Annotated in this window: 21 protein-coding genes; 10 read left to right on the top strand and 11 right to left on the bottom strand. The window is 71.3% G+C overall.

What is annotated here, in order from left to right; translation table 11 throughout:
* Positions 1–10 precede the first annotated feature (10 nt).
* Genes ACFYPH_RS25845 through ACFYPH_RS25855 form a run of 3 tightly spaced genes read left to right on the top strand, consistent with a single transcriptional unit; the run spans position 11 to position 2,195 of the window.
* The gene (locus tag ACFYPH_RS25845; protein WP_139583672.1) at positions 11–874 is read left to right on the top strand and encodes an extradiol ring-cleavage dioxygenase; all 864 of its coding nucleotides are present in this window, start codon (positions 11–13) and stop codon (positions 872–874) included.
* Complete coding sequence (locus ACFYPH_RS25850; RefSeq protein ID WP_354859104.1) at positions 871–1,233, top strand: hypothetical protein; 363 nt, start codon at positions 871–873, stop codon at positions 1,231–1,233. Before ACFYPH_RS25845 ends, ACFYPH_RS25850 begins: the two co-directional genes overlap by 4 nt.
* Positions 1,230–2,195 (top strand): zinc-binding alcohol dehydrogenase family protein, encoded by a 966-nt coding sequence (locus tag ACFYPH_RS25855; protein WP_354859101.1) that lies wholly within the window; start codon positions 1,230–1,232, stop codon positions 2,193–2,195. Before ACFYPH_RS25850 ends, ACFYPH_RS25855 begins: the two co-directional genes overlap by 4 nt.
* Before the next feature lie 85 nt (positions 2,196–2,280).
* On the opposite strand, the gene ACFYPH_RS25860 is transcribed toward ACFYPH_RS25855, so the two are convergent.
* The gene (locus tag ACFYPH_RS25860; protein ID WP_355137716.1) at positions 2,281–3,108 is read right to left on the bottom strand and encodes an AraC family transcriptional regulator; all 828 of its coding nucleotides are present in this window, start codon (positions 3,106–3,108) and stop codon (positions 2,281–2,283) included.
* A gap of 50 nt (positions 3,109–3,158) precedes the next feature.
* Here ACFYPH_RS25860 and ACFYPH_RS25865 point away from each other — a divergent pair, with 50 nt between their 5' ends.
* Positions 3,159–3,581 carry a DUF2000 domain-containing protein gene (locus ACFYPH_RS25865; protein WP_354859095.1) on the top strand — a complete coding sequence of 141 codons (423 nt, stop codon included), beginning with the start codon at positions 3,159–3,161 and terminating at the stop codon, positions 3,579–3,581.
* Positions 3,582–3,704: 123 nt separating this feature from the next.
* Positions 3,705–4,568 (top strand): alginate lyase family protein, encoded by an 864-nt coding sequence (locus ACFYPH_RS25870; RefSeq protein ID WP_387185399.1) that lies wholly within the window; start codon positions 3,705–3,707, stop codon positions 4,566–4,568.
* Between the two features lie 64 nt (positions 4,569–4,632).
* On the opposite strand, the gene ACFYPH_RS25875 is transcribed toward ACFYPH_RS25870, so the two are convergent.
* The gene (locus ACFYPH_RS25875; RefSeq protein ID WP_387185301.1) at positions 4,633–7,167 is read right to left on the bottom strand and encodes an FtsX-like permease family protein; all 2,535 of its coding nucleotides are present in this window, start codon (positions 7,165–7,167) and stop codon (positions 4,633–4,635) included.
* Positions 7,164–7,922, bottom strand: a complete 759-nt coding sequence (locus ACFYPH_RS25880; protein WP_387185304.1) for an ABC transporter ATP-binding protein — start codon at positions 7,920–7,922, stop codon at positions 7,164–7,166. The genes ACFYPH_RS25875 and ACFYPH_RS25880 overlap by 4 nt, the downstream gene beginning before the upstream one ends.
* A 147-nt stretch (positions 7,923–8,069) precedes the next feature.
* Between ACFYPH_RS25880 and ACFYPH_RS25885 the strand changes: the two genes are divergently transcribed.
* Genes ACFYPH_RS25885 through sthA form a run of 4 tightly spaced genes read left to right on the top strand, consistent with a single transcriptional unit; the run spans position 8,070 to position 11,533 of the window.
* Complete coding sequence (locus ACFYPH_RS25885) at positions 8,070–9,272, top strand: sensor histidine kinase (RefSeq protein ID WP_387185307.1); 1,203 nt, start codon at positions 8,070–8,072, stop codon at positions 9,270–9,272.
* Positions 9,269–9,907 (top strand): response regulator transcription factor, encoded by a 639-nt coding sequence (locus tag ACFYPH_RS25890; RefSeq protein WP_354862443.1) that lies wholly within the window; start codon positions 9,269–9,271, stop codon positions 9,905–9,907. The genes ACFYPH_RS25885 and ACFYPH_RS25890 overlap by 4 nt, the downstream gene beginning before the upstream one ends.
* Before the next feature lie 37 nt (positions 9,908–9,944).
* Positions 9,945–10,076 (top strand): hypothetical protein, encoded by a 132-nt coding sequence (locus ACFYPH_RS25895; RefSeq protein ID WP_355066469.1) that lies wholly within the window; start codon positions 9,945–9,947, stop codon positions 10,074–10,076.
* 53 nt (positions 10,077–10,129) lie between these two features.
* Positions 10,130–11,533: a Si-specific NAD(P)(+) transhydrogenase gene (gene sthA, locus ACFYPH_RS25900; RefSeq protein ID WP_387185311.1), complete on the top strand. Its 1,404-nt coding sequence runs from the start codon at positions 10,130–10,132 to the stop codon at positions 11,531–11,533.
* 168 nt (positions 11,534–11,701) lie between these two features.
* Here the strand turns inward: sthA and ACFYPH_RS25905 are convergent, their stop codons facing one another.
* On the bottom strand, positions 11,702–13,126 hold the full coding sequence (locus ACFYPH_RS25905) for an endo-1,4-beta-xylanase (protein WP_387185314.1): 1,425 nt from the start codon (positions 13,124–13,126) through the stop codon (positions 11,702–11,704).
* A 33-nt stretch (positions 13,127–13,159) separates the two neighbouring features.
* Entirely contained in the window at positions 13,160–14,533 is a 1,374-nt protein-coding gene (locus tag ACFYPH_RS25910) for a PHB depolymerase family esterase (RefSeq protein WP_387185317.1), read from the bottom strand.
* A 295-nt stretch (positions 14,534–14,828) separates the two neighbouring features.
* Between ACFYPH_RS25910 and manD the strand changes: the two genes are divergently transcribed.
* Complete coding sequence (gene manD, locus ACFYPH_RS25915; RefSeq protein ID WP_354862453.1) at positions 14,829–16,037, top strand: D-mannonate dehydratase ManD; 1,209 nt, start codon at positions 14,829–14,831, stop codon at positions 16,035–16,037.
* A gap of 46 nt (positions 16,038–16,083) precedes the next feature.
* Here manD and ACFYPH_RS25920 read toward each other — a convergent pair whose 3' ends face one another.
* The 6 genes from ACFYPH_RS25920 to ACFYPH_RS25945 all read right to left on the bottom strand — a co-directional run bounded on the left by ACFYPH_RS25920 (position 16,084) and on the right by ACFYPH_RS25945 (position 25,165).
* Complete coding sequence (locus tag ACFYPH_RS25920; protein ID WP_387185321.1) at positions 16,084–18,222, bottom strand: alpha-glucuronidase; 2,139 nt, start codon at positions 18,220–18,222, stop codon at positions 16,084–16,086.
* Between the two features lie 43 nt (positions 18,223–18,265).
* Positions 18,266–18,952, bottom strand: coding sequence for a hypothetical protein (locus ACFYPH_RS25925; protein ID WP_387185324.1), 687 nt, complete (start codon positions 18,950–18,952; stop codon positions 18,266–18,268).
* Between the two features lie 196 nt (positions 18,953–19,148).
* On the bottom strand, positions 19,149–20,792 hold the full coding sequence (locus ACFYPH_RS25930) for an extracellular solute-binding protein (protein ID WP_387185327.1): 1,644 nt from the start codon (positions 20,790–20,792) through the stop codon (positions 19,149–19,151).
* Between the two features lie 45 nt (positions 20,793–20,837).
* Positions 20,838–21,776, bottom strand: a complete 939-nt coding sequence (locus tag ACFYPH_RS25935; protein WP_354861174.1) for a carbohydrate ABC transporter permease — start codon at positions 21,774–21,776, stop codon at positions 20,838–20,840.
* Positions 21,773–22,765, bottom strand: a complete 993-nt coding sequence (locus tag ACFYPH_RS25940; protein ID WP_363938603.1) for an ABC transporter permease subunit — start codon at positions 22,763–22,765, stop codon at positions 21,773–21,775. The genes ACFYPH_RS25935 and ACFYPH_RS25940 overlap by 4 nt, the downstream gene beginning before the upstream one ends.
* A 9-nt stretch (positions 22,766–22,774) precedes the next feature.
* Positions 22,775–25,165 carry a glycoside hydrolase family 3 N-terminal domain-containing protein gene (locus tag ACFYPH_RS25945; protein WP_387185331.1) on the bottom strand — a complete coding sequence of 797 codons (2,391 nt, stop codon included), beginning with the start codon at positions 25,163–25,165 and terminating at the stop codon, positions 22,775–22,777.
* Between the last annotated feature and the right edge of the window lie 299 nt (positions 25,166–25,464).

Below are 25,464 nucleotides of genomic sequence, written 5' to 3' on the forward strand. Positions count from 1 at the left end.
AGGAGTGGGAATGGCCTCCATCGTCGCGGTCATCGCCTCCACCCACCACCCCTTCTACTACCGGGCCAGCACCGCGACCGGCGAGGACCGGCCACCGTTCGCCGACGAGTGGACCCGCAAGATCCTGGCCTTCCGGGAGACGTTGACCCGGGCCCGACCCGACGTGCTGGTGATGGTCGGCTCCGACCACTTCCACCAGCTCTGGTTGGACAACATGCCGCAGTTCCTGGTCGGCAAGGCGCCCTTCTACGACGCCAACTGGTACAACGAGGAGCGCGAGTTCGGGCTGCCGCGGATGCTGCTCACCGGCCAGGAGGACCTGTCCGCGCACATCCTGCGGGCGGGCCTGGACTCCGGTTTCGACCTGGCGTTCAGCAACGAGCTGCGCATCGACCACAGCATCACCTGCCCGATCATCACGCTGCGGCCCGAGGCCGACCTGCCGATCGTGCCGATCTACACGAACATCTTCGCTCCGCCGCTGCCGCAGCCGAAGCGCTTCGTCCAGCTCGGTGCGGCCATCCGGGAGATCGTCGAGTCCTGGCCGTCGCACCTGCGGGTGGCCGTCATCGGCACCGGTCACCTCTCCCTGGAGCTGGGCGGCCCCCGGCAGTTCGGCCCGCACGGCCCGGACCCGGAGTTCGACAGGCGGGCCGTCGAGTGGATCGCCAACGGGGACCTCGACGGGTGCCTACGCGAGGTCACCCTGGACAGCCTGCACTCGCCCGGCAACGCCACCCACGGCTTCATGGACTTCATGCTGATGATGGGTGTGGCCGGCGCCGGCGTGAAGGCCGACTACGTCGACACCCTCGACCTGTTCCACACCATGGAGGCGTACTTCACCTGGTACCCGAACGGAGCAGCGGCGTGAGCAAGTACCTGCTGAACAAGTTCCTGTTCATGGTCGACCGGGACCCCGACCTGGTTGAGCGCTACCGCAGCGAGGCGCGCGAGCTGGTCGCCTGGTGGGAGGCCGAGTGCGCCAACACGGTGCTGAACTGCCACACCGGCGAGGCGAGCACCTGGCTGCGCTTCGACGACACGGAGCGGGAGGCGTTGGCCACCCACGACCACGTGAAGCTCTTCGAGTTGGGGGCGCACCCGTTCCTCACCCTGACGCTCTTCATCGCCCTCTTCGAGCGGGACAACACCGAGCCGCTGGAGTACCAGAAGTCGTACGGCGCGCGGCTGGCCCACTTCTCGATGCCCTACCCGGACATCGCGACGTGATCCGCGCGGCAGTGCTCACCACCTGCGGCGCCCCACCGACGGTCGTCGAGCGACTGGCCCCCGAGCTGGCCGACGGCGAGCTGACGGTCACCGTCGAGGCCGTGCCGATCACCCCGCTGGACGTGCTCTGTGCCAGCGGCACCAGCTACTTCGGCAGGCCGGCCACCCCGTACGTGCCGGGTGTGCAGGGCGTCGGCCGTCTCGTCGACGGCACGCCCGTCTGGTTCGGCACGTCGGCCGGGATGCGGTCCGGGGTGGACGGCAGCATGGCGACAACTGTCGCGGTGCCCGCCGCCGACGTGGTGACGCTGCCGACCGGCGTACCGCTGACCCTGCTCGCGGCCCTGGGCCTCTCCGCCGTCGCCGCGCACGCCGCCCTGACGTACGCCGGTGGCCTGGCGGCCGGCAACCAGGTCGTCGTGCTCGGCGCCGGTGGTGTGGTCGGCCAGGCGGCCATCCAGCTGGCCCTGCTCGGCGGGGCCCGCCGGGTCGTCGCGGTGGCCCGCTCGGCGGCGGCGCGGTCCCGTGCCGAGGAGCTCGGCGCGGCGGTCGCGATCCCGCTGCTTCCCGACGACGACGTCGCGTCGATGGCCGAGCGGCTGCGGGACGGCGCCGACGGCCCGGTCGACCTCGTCCTCGATCCGGTGTTCGGTGTGCCGGCCGCGGCGGCGCTGCGGGTGCTGCGCCCCGGTGGCCGCCTGGTCAACCTGGGCAGCGCGGCCGACGCGACCGCGCCGATCGAGTCGGCCGTGCTGCGCGGCGGGTCGCTGCGCATGGTCGGCTACACCAACAACGGCCTGTCGACCGACGATCGGGCGGCGTCGCTGGCGCTGGTGGCCGGGCACGCCGCAGCCGGCCGGCTCACCGTCGACCACGAGATCGTGCCGTTCGACTCGGTCGCCGATGCCTGGGAACGCCAGAGCTCCGGCACCGCCGCCGGCCGCATCGTCCTCGCGCTCTGAGCCTCGACCGGATGCACGACACCCCCGCCGAGCTTCACCGCCGTGCCCGGCTCGGAGAGCAACGAGAAGCTGCGGCTGCTCGCGGTCATCGGCGGTCAGCGCCTCTGAGCCCGGGGGCCGCCGGGTAGCGGGCCGGGCTGACGCCCAGGAAACGCCGGAAGTGACGGCTCAGGTGCGCCTGGTCGAAGAACCCGGCGGCGGTGGCGGCCTCGGCGGGGCGCTGACCCGCGAGGAGCAGGCGACGCGCCAGCTCGACCCGGCGACCGGTCAGGTACGAGTGTGGTGGCAGCCCGTGTGCGCGTGTGAAGGCCCGGACCAGGTGGGTCGGGTGGGCGTGCAGCAGCTCGGCGGCCTCGCGCAGTGTGACGCCGTCGACGGTCCGGGCGTCCAGCAGCTCACGTAGCCGGTCGGCGAGGCCGGGCATCCCCGGCGCGGTGCTGACCGGCGCCCGTCCGCGGAGTTGCGTGCGCAGCCGGTCCAGGATGAGCGCGAGTCGGCTCTCGGCCTCGAACTCCTCACCCGGCGTGGCGAGCACGTGGTGCAGGTGGTGGATCCGGTCCCGCAGACGCGGATCGGCCAGGTCCGGTTCGTCCACCGCCCGGCCGACCAGGTCGGGGGCGAGGGCCGAGGTGTCGAGGTACAGGACCCGTTTGCGAAAGCCGCTCGCCGTGGCGGAGCGGCCGTCGTGCGGCACGTACGGCGGCAGCAGGGTGACCGATGTGCGCAGCGCGCCGTGCCGGTGCCGGTCGAGGTCGAAGCGGACCGCGCCGTCGTCGACGATCAGCAGCGTCCACACGTCGTGGACGTGCCGTGGGTACGCGTGGTCCACGAAATGGGCGTGGAAGACCTCGGCGACCCCGGCGACGGCGGGTCGCCACGCGCTGACCTGCGAGCCGGCCGGGCGGGTGGCCACGCTAAGAACGTACAAGACCGGTGGGTGTCGGCACCGGCAGGCTCGACGCCATGACCGAACCGATCCGATTTCCCACCAAGATCGCCGTGCTGCTCCGCAACGACCTGGTCGGCTGGCAGCGACTCAACGTCACCGCCTTTCTGGTCAGTGGCGTCGCGCACGCCGAGCCGGAGCTGCTGGGCGAGGAGTACCGCGACGCGGACGGCACCCCGTACCTGCCGATGTTCGGCCAGCCGGTGCTGGTCTTCGCCGGCGACCGGGCGACCCTGACCAACGCGCACTCGCGGGCTCTCGCTCGCGGGCTGCGGCTCGCGGTGTTCACGTCCGAGCTGTTCGCCACCGGCAACGACCGGGACAACCGGGCCGCCGTGCAGGCGGTCGGCCGGGAGAAGCTCGACCTGGTGGGGCTGGCCCTGCATGCGCCGCGCACCGTGGTGGACAAGGTCCTCAAGGGCGCGGCCATGCACCCGTGAGCGCATCCGGCGCGGCGAAGACATTGATATCAATGGGTACGACTCCCGGCGCCCCGCGCCGTCGTCGAGTGCGGCTCCTACTCCAACCCCAACAACGGCTGCACGGACGAGCGCGAGGACGCGATCGCGGCGTACACCGACGCGCTCGCCTGGTACCTCACCGGCGACTCCCGGTACGCGCAGAAGGCGATCCAGATCATGGACGCCTGGTCGGCGACGATCACCTCGCACACCGGCAGCAACGGACCCCTGCAGACCGGCTGGGCGGCCTCGACCTGGCCCCGGGCCGCCGAGATCATCAAGTACACCTACGGGAGCTGGCCCAACGCCAACCGGTTCGCCACCATGCTGCGCAACGTCTACCTGCCGGTGGTCCGCAACGGCTCGAACAGCAACGGCAACTGGGAACTGACCATGATGGAGGCCGCCGTCGGCATCGCCGTCTTCCTGGAGGGCCGCACCGCCTACGACGCGGCGGTCACCCGCTTCCTCAACCGCACCCGCGCCTTCATCTACCTGCCCAGCGACGGCGCGCTGCCGTACACCGTGCCCGGCAGCGGCCTGGACACCAGCTCGGAGATCATCGGCTACTGGCAGGGCCAGTCCACCTTCGTCGCCGGCCTCGCGCAGGAGACCTGCCGGGACTTCGTCCACACCGGGTACGGGATCTCCGCCATCTCGCACGTCGCGGAGACCTCCCGCATCCAGGGCCGCGACCTGTACCCGCAGGTCGGTGAGCGGCTGCGGCAGGCGCTCGGCCTGCACTCGCGCTACCAACTCGGCGAGGCGGCACCCTCCTGGCTCTGCGGCGGCACCCTCACCCGGGGCCTCGGCCCCGTCACCGAGGTCGGCTTCAACGCGCTGAGCAACCGGCTGGGCACCGTCATGACCAACACGCAGACCCTCACGCTGCAACAGCGACCCGCCGGCATCAACAACCTCTTCGTCGCCTGGGAGACGCTGACCCACGCGAGCAACCCCAACTGACCGCGCCGCGGCGGGCCGGCGTCGAACCCCCTCGACGCCGGCCCGCCCCCGCACCTGGGGGCGCTCAGCCCTCGACGCCCAGCGCCACCACCGGGCTGACCCGCGACGCCCGCCGCGCCGGCAGCACGCCGGCCAGCGCGGTCAGCCCGACAAGCGCCGCGAAGAGCCCGACCAGCGACAGCACCGGCAGCGACAGCGGCGCGTTGAGCCCGAGCGCCCGCACCGCCAACCAGGCGTACGGGACGCCGAGCAGCAGACCGAAACTCGCGCCGATCACCCCGTAGAGGCCGGACTCGACGGTCAGCATCGTGCGCAGCCCCGCCCGGGACAGGCCGACGGCGCGCAGCAGCCCGGACTCGCGGACCCGCTCGACGACCGACAGCGCGGTCGTGGACCCCACGCCGACCACCGCGATCAGCACGGTCAGGCTGACCAGGCCGGCAGTGATCCAGACCAGGGCACTCAGCACCGCGTCGTTGCGATCCCGCTCGTCGGCGAGCACCGCGATGCCCAGCCCGGCGCCGTTCCCGATCGCCTGCCGCAGCGCCCGCACCCCGGCGGTGCGGCCGTCCTCGCCCGCGTGCGCCGCGTCGGCCAGCAGACCGGTGTACGCCGTCGGCCCGCCGATCCGGTCCAGGTCGGCACGGTCGGCGAGGATGCCCGCGTACAGGGGGCCACGGTCGGGCAGGACCGCCGCCACCCGTACGTCGACCGTCCGCCCGTCGCGGGCCAGTGTCACGGTGTCGCCGGCCCGCAGCCCGGCGTTGCGGGCGACCCAGTCACCGAGCACGATCCGGCCAGGTCCACGGTCGGCGAGGGTGCCCTGTGCCACGTCCAGGTCCGCGGTGGTCGGCAGCGCCGAGATGTCGAGGTCGGTGGTCGAGTATCCGGACTCGGTGTCGCCGAGCCGTTCGGCGCCCCGCAGCAGCGCGACGTCGTGGACCATCCGGTACGGCACCACCCGGGTCAGCGCGCCGCTCGCCGCCCGCGCCCTCGTCACCACGGCGACCGGCAGGGTCGTACCGTCACTGGCGGACACCTCGAAGTCGGCCGGCGCGGAGAGCGCCATGTCACGATCGGCGACGACGCGCATCGACGCGCCGCCGATGACCACCCCGGAGATCAGGGTCACGCCGAGCGCGACCACGACGGAGACGGCGGCGGCCCGCCGCGGCGTCCCACCGATCCCGCCGACCGCCAGCCGCCCCAGCGGTCCGACCTGGCGCAACGGCCAACCCGCCACGGCCAGCACCGGGCGCACCAGCAGCGGCCCGAGGGCGACCAGGGCGAAGAACGCCAGCGCTCCCGAGGTGACCAGCAGCAGCAGCGCCGCGCTCGGGTCGTAGGACTCCTGATCCGGCGTCGGCAACCGCCGCACCGTAGCGACGGCGGCCAGCAACGCGCCGAGGACCAGCAGCGCGCCGGACACCAGACGCGGCGCTCCGATGCCGCGCCGCCCGGCGGTCACGCTCGCCGCCCGCAGCGCCTCCAGGGGCGAGACCCGGGCGGCGGAGAACGCCGGCGCCAGCACCGCCACCACGGTGAGGACGACCGCGCCGAGCACCACCGCGACCGCCGCCCCCAGCGAGAGGCCCGGCGACGAGACCGCCATGCCCCAGGCCCGCAGGACCATGGGGAGGACCTGCCCGGCGGCGAGGGCGCCGACGACCCCCACGACACCCGCGACCAGCCCGGTCAGGGCACCCTCGGCGGTCAGCGCGACCACCAGCCCGCTCCGGCCCGCGCCCACCGCGCGCAGCAGCGCGAGGTGCTGCATCCGCTGGGCGAAGACGATGCGGAACGTCGAGGTGACCACCAGCGCCGCGGCGACCACAGCGACCGCGACGAACATTCCGACCAGCGCGAACAGCCTCCCCACCTGCTCGGCCGCCGCGTCGGCCTCGGCGTCGCGCACCTCGGCGCCGGAGCGGATCGGCTGATCGGCCGGGACCACCGCGGTCACCCGGTCGCGAACCGCCTCCGCCGCGCCGGCAGCTGTCCGCACGTCGATCCGCTCGACAGTGCCGACGTGACCCCACGCGGCCACCGCGTCGTCCGGGGCGTACGCGTCGAATCCCCCGTCGTCGGGAGTGTCGACCACGCCGGTGACGGTGAGCGGCGCCCCGGTGGTGAGGTCGCCGCCCGTCCCGGTGGTCACGGTGCCGACCGCCAACCCCAGCCGCTCGACCGTGCGGCGGGTCACCGCGATCTCGCCGGGCTGATCCGGGTAGCTGCCCTGGACCAGGCGGACCGTCGCCAGCGGGCCGGCGCCCGGGTCGGTCCGCAGGTTGAGGTAGCCCTCGGCGAGGGAGACACCGAGCGTCGTCCGGCCCACCGCCTCGGTGACACCCGGCAGGGCGCGGACGTCACGCAGCGCCGCCACGGTGGGCGGCGGCTGCTGCGGGTCACCGATGACCAGGTCGGTGGCGGCCGGCGTGCCGCTGAGGTTGTCCCGCGCGGTCCGTTCGGTGATGTCCTGCGCCAGCACGGTGCCGAAGACGACGAACGACGCGACGAGGATCGCCAGGCCGGTCAGGATCAGTCGACCCGGGCGTCGGGCCGCGGCGCTCACCTGGGTACGCAGCACCGTCGCCCTCACGCGGGAACCGCCAGTTCGCGCAGCGCGTCGGTGACCGAGCCCTGGTCCGGCTCGTCGATCTCGCAGGCGACGCGGCCGTCGGCGAGCAGCACCACCCGGTCGGCGTACGCGGCCGCGATCGGATCGTGGGTGACCATGACGACAGTCTGGCCCAGGTCGCGTACCGAGTCGCGCAGGATGGTGAGCACCTCCGCCCCGGAGCGGGAGTCGAGGTTGCCGGTCGGCTCGTCGGCGAAGACGACCTCGGGCCGCGACACCAGGGCCCGGGCCACCGCCACCCGCTGTTGCTGGCCGCCGGAGAGTTCGCTGGGCCGGTGCCCGAGCCGCTGCCCGAGGCCCAGCACGTCGACGAGGTGCGCGAGCAGGTCACGGTCGGGTTCCCGGCCGGCGAGGTCCAGCGGCAGGGTGATGTTCTGCGCGGCGGTGAGCTGCGGCAGCAGGTTGAACGACTGGAAGACGAAGCCGATCCGGTCGCGGCGTGCACGGGTCAGCGTGCGGTCGGACTGACCGGTCAGCTCCGTGCCGCCGAGCAGGACCCGACCGGAGGTGGCCGTGTCCAGGCCGGCCAGGCAGTGCATCAGCGTCGACTTGCCGGACCCGGACGAGCCCATGATCGCGGTGAACTCGGCCCGACCGAAGCCGACCGAGACGCCGTCCAGGGCGCGGACCGCGGTGTCGCCGCTGCCGTACACCTTCACCAGGTCGACCGCGGCGACGGCGGCCTGCCCGGTCGGCGGCGGGGCGTGGGTTGTCATGGGTTCCTCCAGTGGCTGCGATGTGACCCGGGAAGCCTCGCCCGCGCCGGGTGGGAGCCGCATCGGTCCGTGGTCGGGGAACGCCCACGCCGGGTCTGTCTTTCGGCCGATCTGCCCGCGCCGTCCGCCTGGCTACGCTGGGTCACGATGAACGCGCCGGGATTCTCGACATGGTGGGTACGCCTGGGCCAGCTCGCCGGTCTGGCGGCGCTGGCCCTGCTCGGTGCCTTCGACCTGCGGTACGGCCTCTACACCGGGGTGAGCGCGGCCGAAGCCCTGCGCGCCCTCGTGCAGGTGGGGTTGGCATTGATGACCGCGGTGGTCTGGCTGCCCGTGCACCGGCAGGGGTCCCGGTCCCTGCCGCTCGCGGCGCTCGTGCTCGGCGCCACCTCACTCGCCGTCACCTTCGGCTTCCTGGTGCTCAGCACGAGCGGCAGTTATCTGCTGGGCGGCAGCTGGGGGCTGGCCGAGTCCGCCGGGATGATCGCGGTGGTGTTCGTGGTGACCCGGTGGGCCGCCGCACGGCTCGCTCCGTGGGCGGCGGTGCTCGCCGCGCTCGCTGCCGCCGCGCTGCCGCTGCGCGCCGGCGCGGACTACGTCTACGTGATCTTCGGGCTGCTCCAGGCGCTCGCCGCGATCGGCGCCGCCGCCGTCGGGATCTACCTGCGCGTCGTCGCCGCCGGGCGGGAGCGGGCGATCGCGCTGGTACGGGCCGAGCAGCGCGCCGAGTTCGCCCGCGACCTGCACGACTTCATCGCCCACCACGTGACCGGCATCGTGGTGCAGGCGCAGGGCGCCCGGTTCGTCGCCGAGCAGGACCCGCAACGGGTGATCGTCGCGCTGGAGCAGATCGAGCGCGCCGGCGCCGAGACGATGGCCTCGATGCGGCGGATGGTCGGCGTGCTACGCAATCCGGACGCCCCGCCGGACGCCCCGCTGGCCCCGCTGGCCGGCGTGGCCGACCTCGCGCCCCTGTTGGAGGGCCACAACGACACCACGAACGCGCCGGCCCGGCTGTACGTCGACGGTCCGCTCGACGGGCTGCCGGTGGAGGTGTCGACCTCGGCGTACCGGGTGGTGATGGAGGGGCTGACCAACGCCCGCCAGCACGCCCCGGACGCCCGGTCGGTGGCCGTGTCCGTGCGTCGTACGCCGGACTGGCTCCTGGTCCGGGTCGCCGACGACGGCGCGACCCCGCGTACCGCTCCCGCCCGGGGGCACGGCTTCGGCCTGCTCGGCCTCACCGAGCGGGTACGCGCCCTCGGCGGCACGATCACCGCCGGGCCGGGCATCTCCGGCGGCTGGGTGCTCGACGCCGCGTTCCCACTGCGATCGGCGGTGGCCCGATGATCCGGGTGCTGATCGCGGACGACCAGGCGATGGTCCGGACCGGCTTCGGCATGATCATTGGAGCGCAGCCGGACATGACGGTGGTCGGCGAGGCCGCCGACGGGGTCGCCGCCGTCGAGATGGTCCGGCGGCTACGCCCGGACGTGGTGCTGCTGGACATCCGGATGCCCCGCCTCGACGGCCTGCAGGCGCTGCGCCTGCTCGCCGGGCCGGGCGTCGCCGACCCGGTGCGGGTGGTCGTGGTGACGACCTTCGACCTCGACGAGTACGTGCACACCGCGCTGTCCAACGGCGCCTGCGGCTTTCTCCTGAAGGACTCCGGCCCGGCGCTGCTCGTCGAGGCGGTCCGCGCGGCCGTCTCCGGCGACGCGCTGATCAGCCCGTCCATCACCGTACGACTGCTGGAGCACCTCAGCCCGCCCAGCGCGCCGCGGGACGACGCCGGCCTGTCCCCGCGGGAACTCGACGTCGTGAAGCTCGTCGCCCGGGGCCTGACCAACGCGGAGATCGCCGGCCAGCTCTTCATCGCCGTCGGCACCGTCAAGACCCACCTCGCCAGCGTGCAGACGAAGCTCCCGGCCCGCAACCGTGTCGAGATCGCCGCCTGGGCCTGGGAACGCCGCCTCGTCCGCTGAACGACGACCCGACCGGCCGACCAACAGCTATCTGCGGGTGCGCAACACCGGCCACAACGCGGTGATCAGGCCCGGCGGCACCGTGTCGCTGGGCGTCGTCGCCACCGGAACGCAACTGCCGGAGGAGGTCACGCTGAACGGCGGCATCTGCGTGGTGGCAGACAAGTAACGCTCGCGTCCGGGGTCTGGCGTCGACGGCGACATCTTGCGACGCTAACGATCGTGTATGACTACGACCTGTTGGTGCTGGGCTCCGGACCCAGCGGTCAGAAGGCCGCGATCGCCGCCGCCAAGCTCGGCAGGCGGGTCGGCATCGTGGACCGCCGCGACATGATCGGCGGGGTGTGCATCAACACCGGCACCGTCCCGTCCAAGACGCTGCGGGAGGCCGTGCTCTACCTGACCGGCCTGAGCCAGCGCGACCTGTACGGCAGCAGCTACCGGGTCAAGGAGGAGATCACGGTCAGCGACCTGGCCGCCCGCACCCAGCACGTGATCACCCGACAGACCGACGTCATCCGCAACCAGCTCGCCCGCAACCGGGTCGCGATGATCACCGGGACCGGGCGCTTCGCGGACGCGCACTCCATCTGGGTCGACGCCGGCTCGGGACGCGAGTCGAAGGTGACGTTCGACAAGGCCATCATCGCGGCCGGCACCCGCCCGGCCCGCCCGGACAGCGTCGACTTCGACGACCGGACCATCGTGGACTCCGACGGCGTCATCAACCTCCAGGCCGTCCCGCGCAGCATGGTCGTGGTCGGCGCCGGTGTGATCGGCATGGAGTACGCGTCGATGTTCGCCGCCCTCGGCACCAAGGTGACCGTCGTGGAGCGCCGCGAGCGGATGCTCGAGTTCTGTGACGAGGAGGTGGTCGAGTCACTCAAATACCACCTACGCGACCTGTCCGTGGCGTTCCGCTTCGGCGAGGAGGTCGCCGCGGTGGAGAAGCACCAGACCGCGGCGCTGTGCATCCTCAAGAGCGGCAAGAAGATCGTCGCGGACACCGTCATGTACTCGGCCGGCCGGCAGGGCCAGACCGACGACCTGGCTCTGGAGGCGGCCGGGCTGGCGGCGGACCGACGCGGCCGGATCGCTGTCGACGCCAACTACCGCACCCCGGTCGACAACATCTACGCCGTCGGCGACGTGATCGGCTTCCCGGCGTTGGCGTCCACCTCGATGGAGCAGGGCCGGCTGGCCGCGCAGCACGCCTGCGGCGAGCCGATCCGGGAGATGCACGGCCTGCAACCCATCGGCATCTACACCATCCCGGAGATCAGTTTCGTCGGCCAGACCGAGGCCGAGCTGACCGACTCGTCGACGCCGTTCGAGGTGGGCATCGCGCGCTACCGCGAGCTGGCCCGTGGCCAGATCGTGGGCGACTCGTACGGGATGCTGAAGCTGCTCGTCTCCCCCGAGGACGGCCGGCTGCTCGGGGTGCACGTGTTCGGCACCGCGGCGACCGAGATCGTCCACATCGGACAGGCGGTGATCGGCTGCGGCGGCACGATCGACTACCTGGTCGACGCCGTGTTCAACTACCCAACCCTGGCCGAGGCGTACAAGGTGGCCGCGTTGGACGCGTCCAACAAGATCCGCAACATCACCCGCATCGACGGCTGACCCCGGACCCCCAACCCCAACCCCTCCCTCCCCCAACCCCGGACCCGGCCCCGGTGATCAAGAGGTTTGCGTCACGACACGCCGGGACGGGTGACGCAAACCTCTTGATCACGAGGGTGGAGCGGGGGTGGGACCGGGTGGGGTGGGGTTGGGTGGGGTGGGTGGGTTTTAGCGGGGGGCGCAGGTGGGGGTCAGGGTGCCGGCGGTGCCGGTGCCTTGGAAGCCGAACTCCGTGGACTGTCCGGCCCCGACCTGGCCGTTGTAGGACACGTTCGTCCAGTTCGTCGTGCCGCTGTTACCGCTGCGGTCGGCGCTCCAGGCGTTGGTGACGGTCGCGCCGGACGGCAGCGTGAGCGTCACGGTCCACCCGTTGAGGGCCGACGAGCCGGCGGTCACCCGTACGTTCGCCACGAAGCCGCCGTTCCACTGGTTCACCGTCACCGACGCCGAGCAGCCGGTCTGCCCCGGCGGCGGGGTCGTGGGCGGAGGCGTCGTGGGCGGAGGCGTCGTGGGCGGCGGGGTGGTGGGCGGAGGCGTCGTCGGCGGCGGAGTGGTGGGCGGCGGGGTCGTCGGGTTGGTACCGCTGTTCAGCGCCGCGAGCACGGCGTCGTACGCGGCCTTCTTCTGCCCGCTGCTGTTGAACAGCAGCGGCGTCTGCGAGGACCGCCACGAGTCGCTGTCGCGGATGCCCCACACGGTGATGCCGTTGCAGCGCGGCACCGCCAGGCAGTCCTCGACCACGGCGCGGTACGTGTTCGCCGGAGCGCCCTGGATGTCCAGCTCGGTGATCTGCACGTCCACGCCCAGCGCCGCGAAGCTCGACAGCGTGGTGCGGTAGTTGCTGGCGTACGGGGAGTCGTTGTTGAAGTGCGACTGGAATCCGACGCAGTCGATCGGCACGCCACGGGACTTGAAGTCCCGCACCATGTTGTAGACGCCCTGGGTCTTTGCCCAGGTCCAGTTGTCGATGTTGTAGTCGTTGTAGCAGAGCTTCGCGCCCGGGTCCGCCGCTCGCGCGGCGCGGAACGCGGCCTCGATCCAGTCGTTGCCGGTGCGCTGCAGGTTCGAGTTTCGACGGCCACCGGAGTTGCCGTCGGCGAACGCCTCGTTCACCACGTCCCAGGAATAGATCTGTCCCCGGTAGTGGGTCGCCACCTGCGTCACGTGGTTGAGCATCGCGTTGCGCAGCGCGGTGCCCTCCATGCCCTGCATCCACCCCGGCTGCTGGCCGTGCCAGGCCAGGGTGTGCCCGCGTACCTGCATTCCGTGGCTGCGTGCGTGGTTGACGATCGGATCCGCCTGGGTGTAGCGGAACTGACCCTGCTGCGGCTCGGTCGCGTCGATCTTCATCTCGTTCTCGGCCGTCACCATGTTGAACTCGCGGTTCAAGATCGTGGTGTACGCGCTGTCCGAGAGCTTGTTCGCGGCCACCGCCGTACCGAAGTAGCGGCCCTTCTCCGCCGCGGACGCGCCCAGGGTGGTTCCGGCGGACGCGGGCGTCACCAGGACCAGCGCCATGCCGGCGGCGAGAGCGCCCGCGCCGCTCAGCGCGATCACGGCTCTCGATGCCGCCTTCCATCTCGTTCTGCTCATCGTGCGACTCCGTTTGTCGATGGTGGTGGGTGGTCAGGAGACCGCGCAGGTGGCCCCGTTGAGGGCGAACGACGAGGGCTTGCCGGTGCCGCCGGTGTGGGTGGCCTGGAAACCGATCTCGACCGACGCGTTCGGCGCGATGGTGCCGTTGTAGGAGACGTTGCGGGCGGTTACCGCTCCGCTCGTCGGGGAGTAGGTGGCGTTCCAGCCGTTGGTGATGGTCTGGCCGCTGGGCAGCGTGAAGGTCAGCGCCCACCCGTTGACGGCGGCGGTTCCGGTGTTGGTGATGGTCACGCTCGCGGTGAGACCCGAGTTCCAGGCGTTGACCGTGTATCCGACGCGGCACGCGCCCGCACTCGGCGGCGGCGTGGTCGGCGGCGGAGTCGTCGGGGGCGGCGTGGTGGGTGGCGGCGTAGTCGGGGGCGGCGTGGTCGGGGGCGGAGTCGTCGGCGGCGGCGTCGTCGGTGGGGGCGTCGTCGGGGGCGGCGTCGTGCCGTCCAGGCCGAAGAAGCGGATCACCTGGGCGGCGTCGACCGGGATGTTGTGCGTGACGCCCTGCATGCTGATCGCCTCGACCGGTGCCATCGGGCCGCTGCTGCCGTACCGGGTGCGGGTGTACCCGGACTGCGGGGAGTCGGTGTACGTCGGGGTCTGGCTCAGACCGTGGACGTTCGTCCACTGCTTGATCTGCTCGCCGAAGTTCGGGTAGCGCAGCGTCTCGTCGCTGGTGCCGTGCCAGATCTGCATCCGCGGTCGCCGGCCGGTGTAGCCGGGGTACGCCCCGCGGACCAGGTCACCCCACTGCTGCGCGGTCTTGATGGACTGCCCGTTCGCGCACTCGCTGTTCCACTCCGAGCTGCCCCCGGTGGCGAAGCAGGCGAACGGCACCCCGGCGAACGACGCGCCCGCCGCGAACACGTCCGGGTAGTCGCCGAGCATGACGTTGGTCATCATCGCGCCCGACGAGGTGCCGGTGGCGAAGACGCGGTCCGGGTCGGCGGAGTACCGCTGCTTCACGTAATCGATCATCGACACGAGCCCGACCGGGTCGCTGCCGCCACCTCGGCGCAGCGCCTGCGGCGAGGCCACGTCCCAGCACTTGCTGCTGCGCGTCGCCGACGGGTAGATGACAATGAATCCATACCGGTCGGCGAGGGACGCGTACTGCGTGCCGGAGTAGAAGGCGGGGCCCGTTCCGGTGCAGTAGTGCAGGGCGAGCAGGATTCCTGGCCGGGATGCGACCCGGTCCGGGACGTACAGATGCATCTGGAGGTTTGTGGGGTTGTTGCCGAAGCCGGTCACCTGGGTGAGCGTCGCGGCTGATGCGGGGGTGGCGAACGCCAGCGCGGCGGCGGCGACTGTCGCGACCGCCGTGAGGACGCCGAGCAGCCTTGTCTTCAGTGTCATGGTTCGCGATTCCTCGGGAGAATGGCGCATGGAAGGGGGTTAGTCGAGGACTGCCCTTCGCCCGACCGTGACCGCGGCTCGCGTGACCGATGTCAGCTTCGATCGAGCACACTCGATTGTCAAGGCTTCCGGAAACCTTTCGGGGCAAGGGATTGGGCGGCCACCTGCGCACGGGTGCGGGCCCGCCGAACCGTTCGGCGCCGGCCGCCGGCGGGATATTATCGGCACGTTCCCGGTAAGCAGAACGTCCTCGTGTGCACCCCCCTACGACCCCCGTAGGCACGAAGGAGATCGCGTGAAGATCGTCGATGCCCGGGTCATCGTGACCTGTCCGGGCCGCAACTTCGTCACCCTCAAGATCGTCACTGACGAGGGCGTCACCGGCGTCGGGGACGCCACCCTCAACGGCAGGGAGCTGGCCGTCGCGTCGTACCTGTCCGACCACGTGGCGCCGCTGCTGATCGGCCGGGACCCGGCGCGGATCGAGGACACCTGGCAGTACCTGTACCAGGGCGCGTACTGGCGGCGCGGGCCGGTCACGATGAGCGCGATCGCCGCGGTGGACACCGCGCTGTGGGACATCAAGGGCAAGGTGGCGGGCCTGCCGGTCTACCAGCTGCTCGGCGGCCGGTCCCGCGAGGGCGTCACGGTGTACGGCCACGCCAACGGCGAGACCGTCGAGGAGGTCCTGGTCGAGGTCGCCCGCTACGTCGACCTCGGCTACCGGGCGGTCCGGGTGCAGTGCGGTGTGCCGGGCCTGCCCAAGACGTACGGGGTCAGCGCCGACAAGCTCTTCTACGAGCCGGCCGACGCGGCGCTGCCCAGCGAGGCCACCTGGTCGACGCCGCGCTACCTGACCCACGTGCCCACCGTGTTCGCCCGGGTCCGCGACGAGTTCGGCCCCACCCTGCGGTTGCTGCACGACGTGCACCACCGGCTCACGCCCATCGAGGCGGCTCGGCTCGGCCAGAGTCTGGAGCCCTACGCGCTGACCTGGATGGAGGATCCGGTCCCCGCCGACCTCCAGGAGGGCTTCCGGCTGATCCGGCAGCACACCACCACCCCGATCGCCGTGGGCGAGGTCTTCAACAGCGTCTTCGACGCGGCGCAGCTCATCCGGGAACAGCTCATCGACTACATCCGGGCCACGGTGGTGCACGCCGGCGGCATCACCCACCTGCGGCGCATCTTCGACCTCGCCGCGCTGCACCACGTCCGCAGCGGCTCACACGGCGCCACCGACCTGTCGCCCGTGTGCATGGCCGCCGCGCTCCAGCTCGACATCTCGATCCCCAACTTCGGCCTGCAGGAGTACATGCGGCACACCGCGCAGACCGACGAGGTGTTCCCGCACGGCTACCACTACGCCGACGGCTACCTGCATCCCGCCGAGACCCCCGGGCTGGGCGTCGACATCGACGAGGAGGCGGCGGCCCGCTACCCGTACGCGCCCGCGTACCTGCCGGTGAACCGGTTGGAGGACGGGACCGTACACCCCTGGTGAGCGCGACAGCGCCGGTGCTCCGGCCGGCCCGATCGGGCCGGCCGGATCAGTGGATGCGCCGCCCCCGCGCGTCGGGCACCCCGGACTTGCGGAAGAAGTACGTGTTGATCTGGTCCCGCCACTCGGCGGCGCAGCGCACCTGCTCGTCGAGGCGCTCGGCCACCCGTTCGTACACGGCCGGATCGATCATCCCGTTCAGGGTCTGCCACCGCTGCCGCATCACCGCCACCTCCTCGACGCCCGCGAAGTGGGTGTCGTAGATGTGCTGGATGACTGTGGACCCGCTGTGCAGGACGTGCGTGTACGGGACGTGGTGGAAGAAGAGCAGCAGCTCGTCCGGGCAGGTCCGCGGCGACTCGTACACCTCGGCCCAGTAGGGCGGGTACTGGCCGGCGAAGCCGGTGCCCGAGGCGCGACTGCGGTCCACGCCGACGCCGTCACGGTCGGCGAAGTGGTAGGTGCCCCACCGCGAGTACTCGTACCCGTCGACATCGGGGCCGTAGTGGTCGCCGGGATGGACCATGAAGCCGACGCCCAGCGGGGCGGTGTACCGCTCGTACGTCCGCCAGGAGTCGTCCATGATCTCGTGCAGCGTCCGCCGCACCAGCTCCGGCTCGGCGGTGGCCGACGGCGGGAACGTCAACGTCATCCACTCGTCGAGAACCGCCGTCGGATCGAGGCGCGGATCCCAGGCGAGCCGGCCGAACGTGTAGAGGTTGGCCTGTGCCAGCGGGTGCCCCGTCCAGAAGGGGTCGTCGCCGGTGTTGGCGACGGCGACCAGGCCACCGCCCTTGCCGGCCTCCCCGGTGACCACGTCGGCGATCGTCCGCCCGCCGGGGCCCCAGGGCGCGAAGCGCAGCACGTCGCCCCAGCACGGCCCGAGGTGGCAGACATGCCGCTGCTGACCCGTGTACTCCTGGGTGACCTGCAGCTCGACGGCGATCCGGGTGGCCGGCATGGCGGCCAGCACCGGCGAGACCGGCTCGCGCGTCTGAAAGTCCACCGGGCCGAACTTCACCTGGAGGACCGCGTTGGTGCGGAACCGCCCGTCGAGCGGGGCGAAGTGGTCGTACGCGGCCCGCGCCCGGTCGGTGGAGCGGTCCCGCCAGTCCTGGTGGTGGTTGTAGACGAACGCCCGCCAATGCACCACTCCCCCGTACGGGGCGAGGGCCTCGGCGAGCAGGTTCGCGCCGTCGGCGTGGTCGCGCCCGTAGGTGAACGGGCCGGGTTGCCCCTCGGAGTCGGCCTTCACCACGTAGCCGCCGAAGTCGTCGATGCGCTCGTACACCCGCCGGGTGGTGGCCGCCCACCAGGCGCGTACCTCGTCGTCGAACGGGTCGGCGGTGGACAGTCCGCCGAGGACCATCGGCGCGGCGAAGGTGACCGACAGGTGCACCCGGATGTTGTACGGGCGCAGCACGTCCGCGATCTCGGCCACGTCGCCGAGCCGGTCGGTGAGCAGCAGCGCCTCGACGCGACCCACGTTGACGTTGTTCACCGAGATCGCGTTGATCCCGCTGGCGGCCAGCAGCCGCCCGTACTCCCGGATCCGAGCCAGATCCCCGCGCGGACGGCCACCGGCCCAGAAGATCGAGCCGCCCGCGTACCCCCGTTCGACCTGACCCATCACCGGGTGCACGGCCACGTTGTCCCAGTGGTTCAGCATCCGTCGGCGCAGCGTGGGCCGGTGCAGCTCGGGTGGACGGGCCGGGTCGAACGCCGCCGCGCAGAGCCGTACGACGTGGAACAGCCCGTACAGCAGGCCGGCGGGCGCGTCGGCCAGCACCACCGTCATCTCGCCCGCGCGGGCCAGTAGGAACCCCTCGTCGCCGAGCGTCGCACCGTCGCCGAGGTCGACGAGCGCCGCCTCCCCCGCCGACCGCGCCGCCTCCACCGCGGAGCTGGGCAGCTCGTCGGCGTCGCGCAGGGTGAGCACCAGGTCGGCGTCGACGTCCCAGGAGGGGGAATGCCAGACCCGCCCGCCGTAGCGCGTGCAGGCGCGCGTCACCTCGTCGAGGACGGTGTCGACGAGCAGCCCGTCGCCGTGCACGAGGACGCGGCGCGCGCCGAGCGCCCGGAAGGCCTCCGGTGGAAGCCAGGCCGGGTGTACGCGCGGCCCATCGATGTCGGGCGGTTCTGCCACGAACACCGGCTCCTCCAGGTCCATCGACTCGTGCGCGTTCACGCGTCCTCCCGGCCGAAGCGCACCTCGGCGGTCGCGGACAGGCTCATGCGGTGAACTCCTTCCGGATCAGGTGGATCATCGGGTCGCCGACGCGCAGGACCGCCAGGACCACGACCGAGGCGAGCAGCGCCAGGACCGCTTCGGAGAAGACCGCGGTGACCCCGGCCGCCGCGGCGAGCAGCAGGGCGTTGCCGACGGTGACCCCGGGGGTACGGACGAGGAAGTGCACGGCCAGGCGCAGGACGTCGCGGGTGCGGAACTCGAACAGCGAGGTGATCACCAGCGCGTTCGCCGCGCAAAGGGTCACCCCGACCGCGATCAGGACCAGCGGCACCACCCACCATTTCCCGAGGCCGACCGCGCCCCGGTACGCGAGGTTCAGCGCGAGCACGGTCAGCCACAGCAACGTCGGCGCCCAGACCCGCAGCGCGCCCCCGACGTTGATCCGGTAGCCCCGCCCGAACAGGGCGGCGGGCCGCAGGTCCGTCAGGTCGGGCCGCTGGTGGCGCAGGGCGTACAGGGCGGCGCAGACCGCCGGACCGACCGGCAGCAGCAGGAGCGCGGCCAGCGGCAGGTTGCTGGGGTCGCGGCCGAGCAGCAGCAGCGGGAGCAGGCCGGGCAGCGTGGTGACGAGGAGCAGCACCTCGATCACGAGCAGCGTGTAGACGCGGGACGCGAACCGGGACAGGGGCCCGTCGCCGAACTGCCGCCCGGCGTGCGCGGTGCTCATCAGTGCTCTCCCGGCTCGGCGCCGAGGTCGAGGTACGCGCGGCCGGTGCCGACGGCGAAGCGCCAGGCATCGGACAGTCGGCCCTGCGGATCCGCCGACACGGTCATGCGCGTCATCTGGTCCTCTTCGGTGCGGTGCGCGGCTGACGGTGCTCGGCCGGTCCGGTCGTGACGGGCACCACCGGACCGGCCGGCGGTCAGCCGTGGTCCTTCTGGTACCTGTCGTACGCCTTGTTGATCATGGCCAGGTAGGTGTCCATGTTCTTGCCCTTCAACTCGGCGAGGTACGCGTCCCACTGGGAGAAGTCGCGCTGGCCGAGTGCGAACTGCAGGGTCGCCTGGTAGACGTGGTCACGCAGCGGCGTCTCCCACAGTGACGCCTGCTCCCGTTCATCGTCGGTCAGGGGGTGCGGCGGCGGCACCGCGACCGGCGGACGGGCGTTGAGCACCTTCTGGAACTCCTGCTCCTCCGGGGAGAAGAAGCCCTGCACCAGCTCCGGCTTGCCGCCGTAGGCGAACACGCCGTTGTAGAAGCCGAAGTCCTTCTGCAGGTGCTTGGACGCCTTCGGGTTCAGGCCGATGACGTTGACGTCGGGCGCCAGCTTGGGCTTGCCGACGGCATCCCGGACGAACGTCGTTCCCTCGACGCCCCACTTGGCGAACTCCTGGCCGGCGTCGGAATACCAGAGCCAGTCGATGAACTGCATCATCGCCACGAAGTTCTTGCTCTCGCGGGCCTTCGAGGAGATCATCACGCCGTTCTCCAACCGGCTGGCGGGGTTGACCTCACCGGCCGGCCCGATCGGCAGTGGGATCTTGGCGATCGTCGCCGTGGGGTTGGTCTTGGCGAGGTCGGGTCGGTAGTCGTTCACGACGGCCTGCGCGTTGGCGCTGATCACGAAGGACTTGCTGTTGGCGAGCTTCTGCCGGGCCTGCTCGTCGGTCTGGGTGAAGCTCTCCGGGTCGAGCAGCTTCTCCGACACCAGCTTGTTGAGGTACTGGAGCATCTGCTTGTACTGCTCCGTGGCGCCGGTGTAGACGAACTTCTTGGCGTTCGCGTCCCAGGAGGTGTGCTGGAAGTTCCAGCCCGCGCCCTGCAGTCCGTACGACACGGCCAGGATGTTGAGCAGGTTGCCGGCCGGGTTGGGCTTGCTCCACCGGTCGGAGAACGGATACACGTTCGGGTATTTGGCCTTCATCGCCTTGAGCACCGTGTAGAGCTCGTCCCAGGTCTTCGGGGCCGTCAGGTGCAACTCGGCGAGGATGTCGGTCCGGATCGCCAGCGAGTAGTCCTGCCAGGGCTTCTCGTGCAACCCCGGCAGCAGGTAGAACTTCCCGTCCTCCTGGCGCCGCCCGTCGAGTTCGGGCTTGAGGTTCCACCGCGAGATCTTGTCCTGCAGGTTCGGCATCAGGTCGAGGTAGTCGCTGACCGGCAGGACCGCCCCGGAGGAGACGTAGGCGTCCTCCTGGCCGGGGTACGTCTTCGGGATGATCATCGGGGCGTCGCCGGCGCCGATCAGCAGGCTGCGCTTCTGTTCGTAGTCGCTCAGCGGCACGGCGACCGGCGAGAGCGTGACGTTGGCCCGCGACTTCAGCTCATTCCAGAAGAGCCAGTCCTCGCGCAGCGGATAGTTCGGATGGTTGTTGTAGAGGATCGAAAAGGAGACCGGCTCGCTCGCCTTGAACTGCTTGCCGATGCCGTAGTCGGCCATCGCACCGGCCCGGTTTTCCGACAGGTCCTTGTTGTCGGACGGATCTTCGCTACAGGCGGCGATGCTGCTGGCCGCGAGCAGAGCGGCAACTGCCGCTGTCGCGGCGCGACGCCACGATCGGTGGAGCATGGCGGTCCTTTCGGGTTCGGTGGAGGGACATGGTGGACGTGCCGGTCAGCCCTTGACGGCGCCGAGCATCACGCCGCGGACGAAGTACCGCTGGACGAAGGGATAGACCACGAGGATGGGCAGGGTCGTGAGCACGATCGTCACGGCCTTGAGCGTCGCGTCGGCCTGCACCTCGTCGGCCTCGGAGATGACGCCGACGTTCTCCGCGCCGGTGGCCCCCGCGATCAGGTTGCGCAGATAGACGGTCACCGGCCACAGCTCCTGCTGGTCCATGTAGAGGAAGGCGGCGAACCAGGAGTTCCAGAAGGCCACGGCGTAGAACAGCACCATCGTGGCGACGATCGCCTTCGACAGCGGCAGCACGATGCGCAGCAGGATGCCGTACGTGTTGAGGCCGTCGACGGCAGCGGCCTCTTCCAGGTCGGTGGGCAGACTCTCGAAGAACGCCTTCATCACCAGCAGGTTGAACACGTTGATCGCGTTGGGCACCGCGATGGCCCAGACGCTGTTCTTCATGCCCAGGCTGGTGACCAGCACGTAGTTGGGGATCAGGCCGCCGGTGAAGAACATGGTGAACACCGCGATACCGATCAGAGCCGTACGGCCCCGCAGGTGCTTCTTGGACAGCACGTAGGCGTAACAGGTGGTCAGCACGATCGAGATGGCCGTGGCGACGACCGTGTAGAAGACGGTGTTGCGGTAGTTCGTCCAGAACAGCGAGTCGTTCAGCACCAGCCGGTAGGTGTCCAGGTTGAACCCGCGCGGCACGAGGTTGACCTTGCCGGCGATGAGGTACCGCTCGTCACTGAGCGAACGGGCCACGACGTTGACGAACGGGAACAGCGTCGCCACCACGACGATGGTGAGCACTACCGCGTTGCACGCCTGGAACACGCGGTAGCCCCGGCTCGGGCGGATTCCGCGCGGCCGGGCGCGGGCGGGCAGGCCGCTGCCGCTGGCCGTGTCGGTGGCGTCGACGGTCACCACAGGCTCGTCCCCACGGTGCGGCGGGCGATCAGATTCGCCGTCAGGACCAGCGTGAGCCCGATGACCGCCTCGAACAGCCCGATGGCGGCGGCGTAGCTGAAGTTGCTGGACCCGAAGCCCATCCGGAACAGGTACGTGGACAGCACGTCCGCGGTCGGATAGGTCAGCGGGTTGTAGAGCAGCAGGATCTTCTCGAACCCGACCGCCATGAAGCTGCCGATGTTGAGGATCAGCAACGTCACCATGGTGGGGCGGATGCCCGGCAGCGTCACGTGCCAGGTCTGCCGCCACCGGTTGGCGCCGTCGATCCGGGCCGCCTCGTACAGGTCGTCGTCGACGGTGGTGAGCGCGGCGAGGTAGAGAATCGTGCCCCAGCCGACCGTCTGCCAGACCTCGGACGACACGTAGATGGTCCGGAACCACTCGGCTCGTTGCAGGAACGGCACCGCGTCGCCGCCGGTGGCCTGCACGATCTGGTTGATGGTGCCGTCGACCGAGGTCAGCTGCATGACCATGGCCGCCACGATCACGATCGACAGGAAGTGCGGCAGGTAGGACACGGACTGGACGAACCGCCGCAGGCGGCGGGCGCGTACCTCGTTGAGCAGCAGCGCCAGGACGATCGGCAGCGGGAAGCAGAACAGCAGGGTCAGCGTCCCGAGCACCAGCGTGTTGGTGAAGACGTCCCAGAACGTCGGGTCGGTGAGGAACATCCGGAAGTACCGCAGCCCCACCCAGTACTCACCGAAGATGCTGCCGCCGGGCTTGAACCGTCGGAACGCGATGACGTTGCCGATCATCGGGAGGTACCGGAAGACAAGGAAGAACAGCAGAGGCAGGATGGCGAGCGAGTAGAGCTGCCAGTCCCGGCGCAGCGCCTGCCGCCAGGTGCGGCGCCGGCTCGGTGCGGGCGGGGCCCCGACGGTGACCGCCGCCGGAGGGGCGGGTGGCGCCGGTGGCGGTGGCCGTAACGTTCCGGATGTCATCCTCGCCTCCTATGCGGAGTGCGGTACGGCCACCAGGGGCTCGATCCGCACCGACGTGAGTAGTTCCCGCTGGTGGCCGACCTCGCGCTCGGCCCCGGTCAGCCGCAGCGGCAGGGCCGCCGCCATCTCCCCACTCGACCGACCGAACCGCAGCTCCACCGCGCCGGGCTCGACGACGCGCCGACCGGACCGACCGGTGAACGACGCGATGTCGGCCGGTACGCCGAACGTCACGTGCGCCTCCGCCCCGGGCTCCAACGGCACCCGGGCGAAGCCGACGAGCCGGATCACCGGGCGGGTGGTCTGCGCCACCGGGTCGTGCAGGTAGAGCTGCACCACCTCGGTGCCGGCCCGGTCACCCGTGTTGCGGACGGTGATCCGCACCCGCACCTCGCCGTCGACCGGCCAGTCCGTCGTCTCGTCCCGATCCCCATCCGCCGACGGCACGACCGTGGCGTCGGACCACTCGAAGCTGGTGTAGCTCAGGCCGTGGCCGAACGGGTACGCCGGGGTCGTGTCGATCGAGGACACCTTGTTGCGGTGCCCGAGCGGCGGCGACAAGTAGGTGCCCGGCAGTCCGCCGGCGTCGCGGGGAACGCTAACCGGCAACCGCCCGGACGGGTTCACCGCGCCGATGAGCACCTCGGCGAGCGCCTGCCCGCCGAGCTGGCCGGGGAAGAACGCCTGCACGACCGCCGCCGCGGCGTCGAACTCCGGGCCGAGCGCGTACGGCCGGCCGGTCATCAGCACCAGCACCACCGGGGTGCCGGTGGCGAGGACGGCCCGCACGAGGTCGGCCTGCACCCCGGGCAGCCGCAGATCGGCGGCGTCGCAGCCCTCACCGGAGGTGCCCCGGCCGAACATTCCCGCCCGGTCGCCGACGGCGAGCACACACACGTCGGCGGCGGTGGCCGCGGCGACCGCGGCCGGGATGCCCGAGGTGTCCCCGCCGGTGATGGCGCAGCCCGGCTCGTGGGTGAGCAGCGGGACGCGGCGGGCCAGTTCCTCGCGCAGCGAGGCGATGTCCAGGCCGAGGCCATGGTCGCTGTGGTTGACGCCGACGTGGTTGGGGAAGGAGTAGCAGCCGAGCATGGCCATCGGGTCGTCGGCGACCGGACCCACCAGGGCGACGCGGCTCGCGACGGGCAACGGCAGGACACCGTCGTTGCGCAGCAGGACGACGGACTCGCGGGCCAGGCGTACGGCGACGTCCCGGCTGGCCTCGTCGTCGAGGCGCAGGTCCGCGACGTCGTCGGGCACCTCGCGCCAGTCCTCATCGAGCAGGCCGAGCTCGATCTTCTGGATCAGCACCCGACGCAACGCCCGGTCGATCAGCGCCTCGTCGACCTCGCCGGCGCGGACCGCCTCCACCAGCGCGTCGCCGAAGGCGTCCACGGTGGGCAGTTCCACGTCGATCCCGGCGCGCAGGGCCAGGTGGGCGGCGTCGGCGGCGCCCTCGGCGACACCGTGCAGAGTCTGCAGGAACCGTACGGCGAAGTAGTCGGCGACCACGGTGCCGGTGAAACCCCACTCGTCGCGCAGCAGCCCGGTCAGCAGGTGCTCGTCGGCGGCGGCCGGCATGCCGTCGATCTCGGCGTAGGAGTTCATCACCGACCGCGCTCCGCCGAGGCGCAGGGCCATCTCGAACGGCGGCAGGATGACGTCGGCCAGCTCGCGGCGCCCCATCGACACCGGGGCGAGGTTGCGGCCACCCCGGGAGGCGGAGTAGCCGGCGAAGTGCTTGAGGGTGGCGACCACGCCGGCGTTCTCCAGGCCCCGCACGTACGCCGAGCCGGTCGTCCCCACCAGGTACGGGTCCTCCCCGATCGTCTCCTCGGTGCGGCCCCAGCGGTAGTCGCGGGTGACGTCGACGACGGGCGCGAGCCCCTGGTGTACGCCAGCGGCGCGCATCGACCGGCCGATCCGGCCGGCCATCTCCTCGACCAGGTCGGGGTCGAACGACGCGCCCCAGGCCAGCGGGGTCGGGTAGACGGTGGCCCGCCAGGCCGCGAACCCGGTGAGGCACTCCTCGTGCACCTGGGCGGGAATGCCAAACCGGCTGGCGGCGACGATCTGCGCCTGGGAGGCCGCCAGCGACCGGGCGCCGAGCACCGGGTCGACCGGCGCGGTGCCGAACGGCCGGGTGAGCTGGCCCAGCCCGTGGGAGATGACGCTGTCCCAGGCCGGCGTCTCGGCGACCATGTCGGACTGGTGCGGGGCGACGCCCTCGCCGGAGGCGTCGGCGCCGACCCAGACGCCGACGAGCTGGGCGATCTTCTCCTGCACCGACATCAGCGGGAGCAGCGCCTCGGCCCGCTCGGCCGGTGACAGCCGCGCGTCGCGCCACGGTGTGGCGTCGCGGGACGTCGGTTCGCCGTCGGCGGGCAGCTGACTTCTCATGCCGAGACCCCTTAGCTCCGGCCACGTTCCCGCACCCTCGTGGGACCGGTCCGTGGCGGACGTGTGCGATCCGAAACTTTCCGGAAACCCAAGCAACCTTTTCGGCAACCTAAGTCCACCGCCCGGATGTAGTCAAGGGGCTCGATCGGTCGCGGAACGGCTCCTTCGTACGCTCAGTGGCACTGGCCATTGCGCTCGGTCATGACCGGGCCCGGGAACCGCCGCAGCCGCGCCTGAGCTACGGCCACATCGACCGTCCTGACCGACTGATCGTGTTAAGGTCTTCCGAAAATTTCGAC

This window comes from Micromonospora sp. NPDC005252 (assembly GCF_042872475.1).
In the GTDB taxonomy this organism is placed as follows: Bacteria; Actinomycetota; Actinomycetes; order Mycobacteriales; family Micromonosporaceae; genus Micromonospora.

Bases quoted from the DNA above. Each gene is read 5' to 3' on its own strand.
- ACFYPH_RS25845 (WP_139583672.1), top strand. From the start codon at position 11: ATGGCCTCCATCGTCGCGGTCATCGCCTCCACCCACCACCCCTTCTAC.
- ACFYPH_RS25880 (WP_387185304.1), bottom strand. From the start codon at position 7,922: ATGACAACCCACGCCCCGCCGCCGACCGGGCAGGCCGCCGTCGCCGCG.
- ACFYPH_RS25905 (WP_387185314.1), bottom strand. From the start codon at position 13,126: ATGAGCAGAACGAGATGGAAGGCGGCATCGAGAGCCGTGATCGCGCTG.
- ACFYPH_RS25930 (WP_387185327.1), bottom strand. From the start codon at position 20,792: ATGCTCCACCGATCGTGGCGTCGCGCCGCGACAGCGGCAGTTGCCGCT.
- ACFYPH_RS25940 (WP_363938603.1), bottom strand. From the start codon at position 22,765: ATGACATCCGGAACGTTACGGCCACCGCCACCGGCGCCACCCGCCCCT.
- ACFYPH_RS25910 (WP_387185317.1), bottom strand. From the start codon at position 14,533: ATGACACTGAAGACAAGGCTGCTCGGCGTCCTCACGGCGGTCGCGACA.
- ACFYPH_RS25865 (WP_354859095.1), top strand. From the start codon at position 3,159: ATGACCGAACCGATCCGATTTCCCACCAAGATCGCCGTGCTGCTCCGC.
- ACFYPH_RS25945 (WP_387185331.1), bottom strand. From the start codon at position 25,165: ATGAGAAGTCAGCTGCCCGCCGACGGCGAACCGACGTCCCGCGACGCC.
- ACFYPH_RS25890 (WP_354862443.1), top strand. From the start codon at position 9,269: ATGATCCGGGTGCTGATCGCGGACGACCAGGCGATGGTCCGGACCGGC.
- ACFYPH_RS25885 (WP_387185307.1), top strand. From the start codon at position 8,070: ATGAACGCGCCGGGATTCTCGACATGGTGGGTACGCCTGGGCCAGCTC.
- ACFYPH_RS25925 (WP_387185324.1), bottom strand. From the start codon at position 18,952: ATGAGCACCGCGCACGCCGGGCGGCAGTTCGGCGACGGGCCCCTGTCC.